A 7,816-nucleotide genomic window follows, 5' to 3' on the forward strand; every position below is an offset into this window, starting at 1 on the left:
TTCGGACTCATGATCACCAGCGGGCGGCGCATCGGGCGCACGGCCTGACGACGCAGCAGGTGGAAGATCTGTGCCGGGGTGGTGGCATTACACACCTGGATGTTGTGCTCGGCGCACAGCTGCATAAAACGCTCAAGACGCGCAGAGGAGTGCTCTGGGCCCTGGCCTTCATAACCGTGCGGCAGCAGCATCACCAGGCCACACATACGGCCCCATTTGTGCTCACCGGAAGTGATGAACTGGTCGATAACCACCTGGGCACCGTTGGCAAAGTCACCAAACTGTGCTTCCCACACCACCAGGGATTTCGGGGTAGTGGTGGCATAGCCGTATTCGAACGCCAGCACGGCTTCTTCCGACAGCAGTGAGTCGTACATATCGAAGCGCGGCTGCCCTTCGAACATGTTCTGCAGCGGTACGTAGCTCTGGCCGTCCTTCTGGCTGTGGATCACCGCGTGACGGTGCGAGAAGGTACCACGGCCAACGTCCTCACCGGTGAAGCGGACCATATAGCCCTCTTCCAGCAAGGTGCCGTATGCCAGGGTTTCCGCCATGCCCCAGTTCAGCGGCAGCGCACCGCCAGCCATTTTGCGGCGATCGTCGTAGATCTTGGAAACCTGGCGCTGCATCACGATACCGTCGGGCACGGTGGTCATGCGGGTCGCCACATCTTTCAGCTTGGTCAGCTCAAAGCTGGTATCGCCCTCGGCGGTCCACTCGTGGTTGAGGTACGGGCCCCAGTCCACAAACATGGATTCGTCGGGCTCATTGACTAGGCCGGTAGCCACGTCTTCGCCACGATCCAGCTTATCGCGGTAATCGTTGGCCAGCTTGTCGGCGGCAGCCTTGTCCAGCACACCTTCGCCAATCAGCTTCTCCGCGTACAGGGTACGCGTCGTCTTGTGCTTGCGAATGGTCTGGTACATCAGCGGCTGGGTGCCGGAGGGATCGTCGGTTTCGTTGTGACCGCGACGGCGGTAACAAACCAGATCGATCACGATGTCTTTCTTGAACTCGTAGCGGTAATCGATTGCGAGCAGGCCCGCCAATACCACTGCTTCCGGGTCGTCACCGTTTACGTGCAGCACCGGAGCGTCAATCATCTTCGCAACATCGGTACAGTATTCGGTAGAGCGCGCATCTTCGCGCTTGCTGGTGGTGAAACCAACCTGGTTGTTCAGCACCAGGTGGATGGTGCCGCCGGTGTAGTAACCGCGGGTCTGGGACATCTGCAGGGTTTCCTGCACCACGCCCTGACCGGCGAATGCCGCATCACCATGGATGTTGATCGGCAGTACTTTTTCGCCGGTGCTGTCGCCGCGGCGATCCTGACGGGCGCGCACGGAACCCACAACCACCGGCGCACAGATTTCCAAATGCGACGGGTTAAAGGCCAGCGCCAAATGCACCTCGCCACCCGGGGTCATCACGTTGGAAGAGAAGCCCTGGTGGTACTTAACGTCACCGGAGGTATCGAGGGTTTTCTTGCCTTCGAACTCTTCAAACAGGTCCGCGGGGTTTTTACCGAGAATGTTGACCAGGGTGTTCAGGCGACCACGGTGGGCCATGCCGATCACAATCTCTTTTACCGCGTAGGTACCGGAGCGACGAATCAGCGCGTCCATCAGCGGGATCAGGCTCTCGCCACCTTCCACACCGAAGCGCTTGGTACCCGGGTACTTGGAATCCAGGTGACGCTCGAGGCCTTCCGCAGCAGACAGGCGCTGCAGAATTTCGACGCGAATATCTTCACCGAACGTAGGTTTGCACTGGCTGCGCTCAAGACGCTGCTGAAACCACTGCTGCTCGTCGAGATTCGACAGATGCATGATTTCTGCGCCGAGGTTTCCGCAGTAGGTATTTTCGAGGCCCTGTACGATGTCACGCAGAGTGGATTCGCCGTTACCGAAGAACAGGTCACCGGTCTGGAAAGTGGTGTCGAAGTCGCCCTCGGTGAGGCCGTGGAAGTTCAATTGCAAGTCCGGCACCTGTTCGCGGGCCATGATGCCCAGCGGATCAAGGGTGGCCTTCTTGTGGCCGCGGTGACGGTAGGAATTGATCAGTTGCAGAACTTTGATCTGCTTGCGCTCATGTTCAACATTGACAGAGCCGGCGCCGGGAGCGGCAAGAGGACGGGTACGGTTTTTCGCCAGTAGTTCAAAGTGCTGGCGAATCGCAGCATGGGAGACATCGCCACCGCTGACACGCGGCAGGCTGTCAAAGTAGCTGCGCCATTCTTCCGGTACACCACTGGGGTCGTGCAGATAGGTCTCATACAGATCTTCCACATACCCGGCGTTACCACCTGAGATATGTGAAGTCCGCCAGAGCGCCTCCATAGAGCTTTCGTGCATTAATGCCTACCTCAATTGACGGCGCGCACCCTTGATCTTCGCGCCGCTCTTTCCTGTCTTTTCACTCACAAAAGGGGAGGTGCTGAAATAGACACCTCCCCTCTTTCGTATAGGCCTGACACCTGCGCTGCTGTCGGCCTAATTGTGCTTATATTTTTGGTGGGTAACCCACTCCCCGCTACCGGGGCATCCGTTATACGGCGCGGGTTATCAACATATTGCGGATATGTCCGATTGCCCGAGTTGGATTCAGGCCCTTGGGACAAACATTGACGCAGTTCTGGATGCCGTGGCAGCGGAACACGCTGAACGGGTCGTCCAGTTTACCCAGGCGCTCGTCGGTTGCGGTGTCGCGGCTGTCCGCCAGGAAGCGGTAGGCCTGCAACAGGCCCGCCGGGCCGATGAACTTGTCGGGGTTCCACCAGAAAGAAGGACAAGACGTGGAACAACAGGCGCAGAGAATACACTCGTACAGGCCATCCAGTTTTGCGCGATCTTCCGGAGACTGCAGACGCTCAATGGCCGGGGCCGGAGTGTCGTTCTGCAGGTAAGGTTCGATTTTCTTGTACTGGGTGTAGAACTGCTCCATATCCACAACCAGGTCGCGGATAACCGGCAGACCCGGCAGCGGGCGCAGTACCAGCTTGCCTTTCGGCGCAGCTTCAGACAGCGGCATGATGCAGGCAAGACCGTTCTTGCCGGAGATATTCATGCCGTCGGAACCGCACACACCTTCACGACAAGAGCGACGGAATGCCAGGGTCGCGTCCTGGGCTTTCAACAGCTCCAGTACGTCCAGCACCATCAGGTCTTTGCCCTGGGTGTCTACTTCGTAATCCTGCATGTACGGTGCAGAATCGGTTTCCGGGTTGTAACGGTAGATGCTTACTTTCAACATGGTCTTTCCGCTCCCGAATTAGTACGTACGCGCTTTCGGTTCGAAAGCTTCTACGGTGTTGGGCGCAAAGTTAACGGCACGCTTGCCAACACGCTTCTCCGCCGGGAAGAACATGGAGTGGCACAGCCAGTTCTCGTCATCGCGCTCCTGGAAGTCTTCGCGCGCGTGGGCGCCGCGGCTTTCGGTACGCGTTTCTGCGGCGATCGCCGTCGCTTCGGCAACTTCCAACAGGTTTTGCAGTTCCAGCGCTTCGATACGCGCGGTGTTGAACGCACGGCTCTTGTCGTCCAGGCGAACGTTTTCAATACGTGCGCGCAGGTCTTCCAGCTTCTTCACGCCTTCGGCCATGAAGTCGCCGCGACGGAATACACCGAAGTGGTTCTGCATTACGTTCTGCAGTTCTTTGCGCAGATCGGCGGCTTTCTCACCGTCGTTCTTGGTTTCCAGGCGGTTCAGGCGGCTCATCGCGGCTTCGAGGTCAGACTCGCTCGCTTCGCGATGCTCGATACCTTCGCGCAGGGCTTTTTCGATGAACAGGCCAGAAGCGCGACCGAAGACCACCAGGTCCAGCAGCGAGTTACCGCCCAGGCGGTTGGCGCCGTGCACGGATACACAGGCAACTTCACCACAGCCATAGATGCCGTCGATCACGTGATCGTTACCGGACGCATCCTGGGTCAGTACCTGACCGTGAATGTTGGTCGCCAGGCCACCCATCATGTAGTGACAGGTCGGCACAACCGGGATCGGCACCTTGACAGGGTCAGCGTGCGCAAAGGTACGGGACAGCTCAAGGATGCCCGGCAGCTTGGCGTTCAGGGTTTTCTCACCCAGGTGATCCAGCTTCAGGAATACGTGGTCGCCATCCGGGCCACAACCGCGGCCGTCGAGGATTTCCAGAACCATGGAGCGTGCAACAACGTCGCGGCCCGCCAGGTCTTTGGCATTCGGCGCGTAACGCTCCATGAAGCGCTCGCCGTCCTTGTTCACCAGGTAACCACCTTCACCACGGCAACCTTCGGTTACCAGTACGCCGGCACCGTGGATACCGGTCGGGTGGAACTGCCAGAATTCCATGTCCTGCACAGGAATATCGGCACGCAGTGCCATACCGATGCCGTCACCGGTATTGATGTGTGCATTCGTGGTGGAGGCGAAGATACGGCCCGCACCACCGGTGGCGAGAACGGTCGCCTTGGACTTAACGAAAACGACCTCGCCATCTTCGATGTTCATGGCGATCACGCCGACAACAGCGCCATCCTGATTCTTCACCAGGTCTACCGCGAACCACTCGTTGAGGAACACGGTGTCGTTCTTGATATTGCCCTGATACAGGGTGTGCAGCAGGGCGTGACCGGTACGGTCTGCCGCCGCACAGGTACGTGCTGCCTGGCCGCCGCGACCGAAGTCTTTGGACTGGCCACCGAAAGGACGCTGATAGATACGGCCTTCTTTAGTACGGGAGAACGGCAGGCCCATGTGCTCGAGCTCGAACACTGCTTCGGGGCCTACGGAACACATGTATTCGATCGCGTCCTGGTCACCGATGTAGTCGGAACCCTTGACGGTGTCGAACATGTGCCAGCGCCAATCGTCATTGGGGTCGTCGCTGGCGATCGCACAGGTGATACCACCCTGGGCGGAAACCGTGTGAGAACGGGTAGGAAATACTTTGGTAATAACCGCAGTCTTGAAACCGGACTGAGCCATCTGCAGCGCAGCGCGCATGCCCGCGCCGCCGCCACCGATTACGATGCCGTCAAAGGTTATTGTTCGCATATTCGACATAACTTACACACCCCACAGAATTTCGATGCCCCACACCGCGTAAAACACGGCAACAGCACCTAACAACACTTCAACCAGAATCCGCAGGACGGTCGCTTTGCCACCCATCATGCGGTTGGTGATGTAATCAGTTACCACGGACCAGAGACCGATCCAGGCGTGAGCAATTGTGGAGATAAGAGCGACCAGGCTGAATACGCGAACCCAGCGCTGCTCGAACAGAGCAGACCAGCTTTCGTAGCCAAAATCTTTGGAAAGAAAAATGAAACCCACTATAAAGAGGGTGTACGCCACCAGCACCACAGCGGTAACGCGTTGAACAAACCAGTCGTACAGGCCGCTACGACCAAAACCAGTAACTGCCTTTACCATATCAGAACCCCCGCCAGCAGAATGAGCACAACAGAAAGCACCAGAACCAGGATGGCGCTACGGCGACCACCTTCGAGGCTTTCACCCAAACCCAGATCCATGATCAGGTGACGCACACCAGCGATCAGGTGGTAGATCAGTGCAGCCAATGAGAGCCACAGCACGAGCTTGGCCGGCACACTGGTAAAAAAGTCTGCTACTTTTTGGAAACCCTGCTCAGATTCCAGACTGGAGTCCAGCATGCACAACAAAAGTGCAACCACAGCGAAGAGCACCACACCAGAAATACGATGCAGAATGGATACCAACGCTGGTACAGGGAGCTTAATAGTAGAAATGTCTAAATTGACAGGTCTGTTTTTGTTCACAGGAAAAACACCTTGTTACCCTGAAAGACGGGGCGCCCGCTAAATATCTACATACCGGGCGAGCTTGCTGATCACTTTCCAGTCAACCTGTAGAGGTCTTGTACAAAGTGGCCTTACCAAGGCGCAAGCCGCGCGGATTATAGGCATTCGCATATCAAAACACAACGAACCGAAAGTCGGCACGGACGGCTTTGTACCAGTTGCATTCAGCGCCACCCAGCCGACCAAAGTATGAAGCGCGCGATTCAACCTGTCGGGCTGGTGCCGAAATTTACATGCCATATCGCCCTTCCAGACAGGCAATTTCCCTGCCACTCCGATCTACTACGGAAGATCCTGCGGCCCGGAACCGTCTAGCCACGGCAATTTGGTTTGACAATTTGAGGCGCGCCACTTAAGTTTGGCCGCGCTCAAAAGCCCGCTAGCCCCATATCCGCGTCTGGATGTAGCCAATGAAGGCCGTCCGAGCCCGCAGAATCCGGCACTTTCCGGGTTGTGCCTGCGCAGCAGAAACCTCCGCGATACACACAGATTTATAAAATGTGATCACGGAAAAGCGCGGATTTCGCCCTTCCCAGGGCCGTGAATTGCCGAATCCACTTCAGCAATTTGTGTGGAAATAAAAAAGCTGGCGAAAGAATAGTTTTTAGGAGTCCACAATGTCTGACAAGAAAGCTCAACTCGCGGTCGACGGTTTCGACGCCCCATTCGACCTGCCAGTCTATTCTGGCACTGCCGGTCCCGACGTTGTTGACGTCAGCAGCCTGGCCAGCAAAGGCCTGTTCACCTACGACCCGGGCTTCATGTCCACCGCCTCCTGCGAATCCAAGATCACCTATATCGATGGTGCCAAGGGCGTACTGCTGCACCGCGGCTACCCCATCGAGCAACTGGCGGACAAATCCGATTACCTGGAAACCTGCTACCTGCTGATGAATGGCGAACTGCCCAACGCAGAGCAGAAGAAAGAGTACGTTGACAGCATCATGAACCACACCATGGTTCACGAGTCCCTGGTTAACTTCTTTAAAGGTTTCCGCTACGACGCGCACCCGATGGCAATGATGTGCGGTGTTGTGGGCGCCCTGGCCTCCTTCTACCACGACTCCCTGGACATCACCGACCCGGAGCACCGCAAGATCTCTGCGGACCGCCTGATCGCCAAGATGCCGACCCTGGCCGCCATGTGCTACAAGCACAGCAAAGGCCAGCCGTTCATGTACCCGGACAACAGCCTGAGCTACTCCGAGAACTTCCTGCACATGATGTTCGGCAACCCGTGTGAGCCGAGCAAGATCGACCCGATCGTGGCCAAGGCCATGGATGTGATCTTCCTGCTGCACGCAGACCATGAGCAGAACGCGTCTACTTCCACCGTACGCCTGGCTGGTTCCTCTGGCGCCAACCCGTTCGCCTGTATCTCTTCCGGTATTGCGACCCTGTGGGGCCCGGCACACGGCGGCGCCAACGAAGCGGTACTGAACATGCTGCAGGAGATTGGCGACGAGAGCCGCATCGACGAGTACGTTGCCAAGGCCAAAGACAAGAACGATCCGTTCCGCCTGATGGGCTTCGGCCACCGCGTATACAAGAACTTCGACCCGCGTTCCCGTGTAATGCAGGGCATCTGTGACGAAGTCCTGGGTGCGATGGGCGCTGAGAACGATCCGCTGCTGCGTATCGCCAAGAAGCTGGAAAAGATCGCGCTGGAAGACGAGTACTTCGTAGAGAAGAAACTCTACCCGAACGTCGACTTCTACTCCGGTATCATCATGAAGGCGATCGGTATTCCTACCGACATGTTCACCGTGATTTTTGCTACCGGCCGTACCGCTGGCTGGATCGCGCACTGGAACGAAATGATTTCCAACCCGTACAAGATCGGCCGTCCGCGTCAGCTGTACACCGGCTACACCGCGCGCGACTACGTGGATCTCGACAAGCGTTAATTCCGAACGGAATTTCGCCCCAAAAAAAACCGGCCGACTCGCCGGGTTTTTTCGGTTAGTTCTGTCGCGCCGGGTTACCGTGAC

6 protein-coding genes are annotated in these 7,816 nt (G+C 57.3%); 1 reads left to right on the plus strand and 5 read right to left on the minus strand.

Annotated elements, in window-relative coordinates; all coding sequences use genetic code 11:
* From AS89_RS0107545 to sdhC, 5 genes are all read right to left on the minus strand, one after another.
* On the minus strand, positions 1-2,354 hold a 2,354-nt coding region (locus AS89_RS0107545), incomplete at its 3' end, for a 2-oxoglutarate dehydrogenase E1 component (RefSeq protein WP_010131889.1).
* Between the two features lie 193 nt (positions 2,355-2,547).
* The gene (locus AS89_RS0107550) at positions 2,548-3,252 is read right to left on the minus strand and encodes a succinate dehydrogenase iron-sulfur subunit (RefSeq protein WP_010131890.1); all 705 of its coding nucleotides are present in this window, start codon (positions 3,250-3,252) and stop codon (positions 2,548-2,550) included.
* Between the two features lie 18 nt (positions 3,253-3,270).
* Entirely contained in the window at positions 3,271-5,043 is a 1,773-nt protein-coding gene (gene sdhA, locus AS89_RS0107555; protein WP_010131891.1) for a succinate dehydrogenase flavoprotein subunit, read from the minus strand.
* 3 nt (positions 5,044-5,046) lie between these two features.
* Positions 5,047-5,415: a succinate dehydrogenase, hydrophobic membrane anchor protein gene (gene sdhD, locus AS89_RS0107560; RefSeq protein WP_010131892.1), complete on the minus strand. Its 369-nt coding sequence runs from the start codon at positions 5,413-5,415 to the stop codon at positions 5,047-5,049.
* A complete protein-coding gene (gene sdhC / locus AS89_RS0107565) occupies positions 5,409-5,783 on the minus strand; it encodes a succinate dehydrogenase, cytochrome b556 subunit (protein WP_010131893.1) in 375 nt (124 codons plus the stop codon). The genes sdhD and sdhC overlap by 7 nt, the downstream gene beginning before the upstream one ends.
* Positions 5,784-6,442: 659 nt before the next feature.
* Here sdhC and gltA point away from each other — a divergent pair.
* Complete coding sequence (gene gltA, locus AS89_RS0107570) at positions 6,443-7,732, plus strand: citrate synthase (RefSeq protein ID WP_010131894.1); 1,290 nt, start codon at positions 6,443-6,445, stop codon at positions 7,730-7,732.
* Positions 7,733-7,816: the final 84 nt, after the last annotated feature.

The sequence above is a fragment of the Microbulbifer agarilyticus S89 genome (assembly GCF_000220505.1).
GTDB lineage: Bacteria > Pseudomonadota > Gammaproteobacteria > Pseudomonadales > Cellvibrionaceae > Microbulbifer > Microbulbifer agarilyticus_B.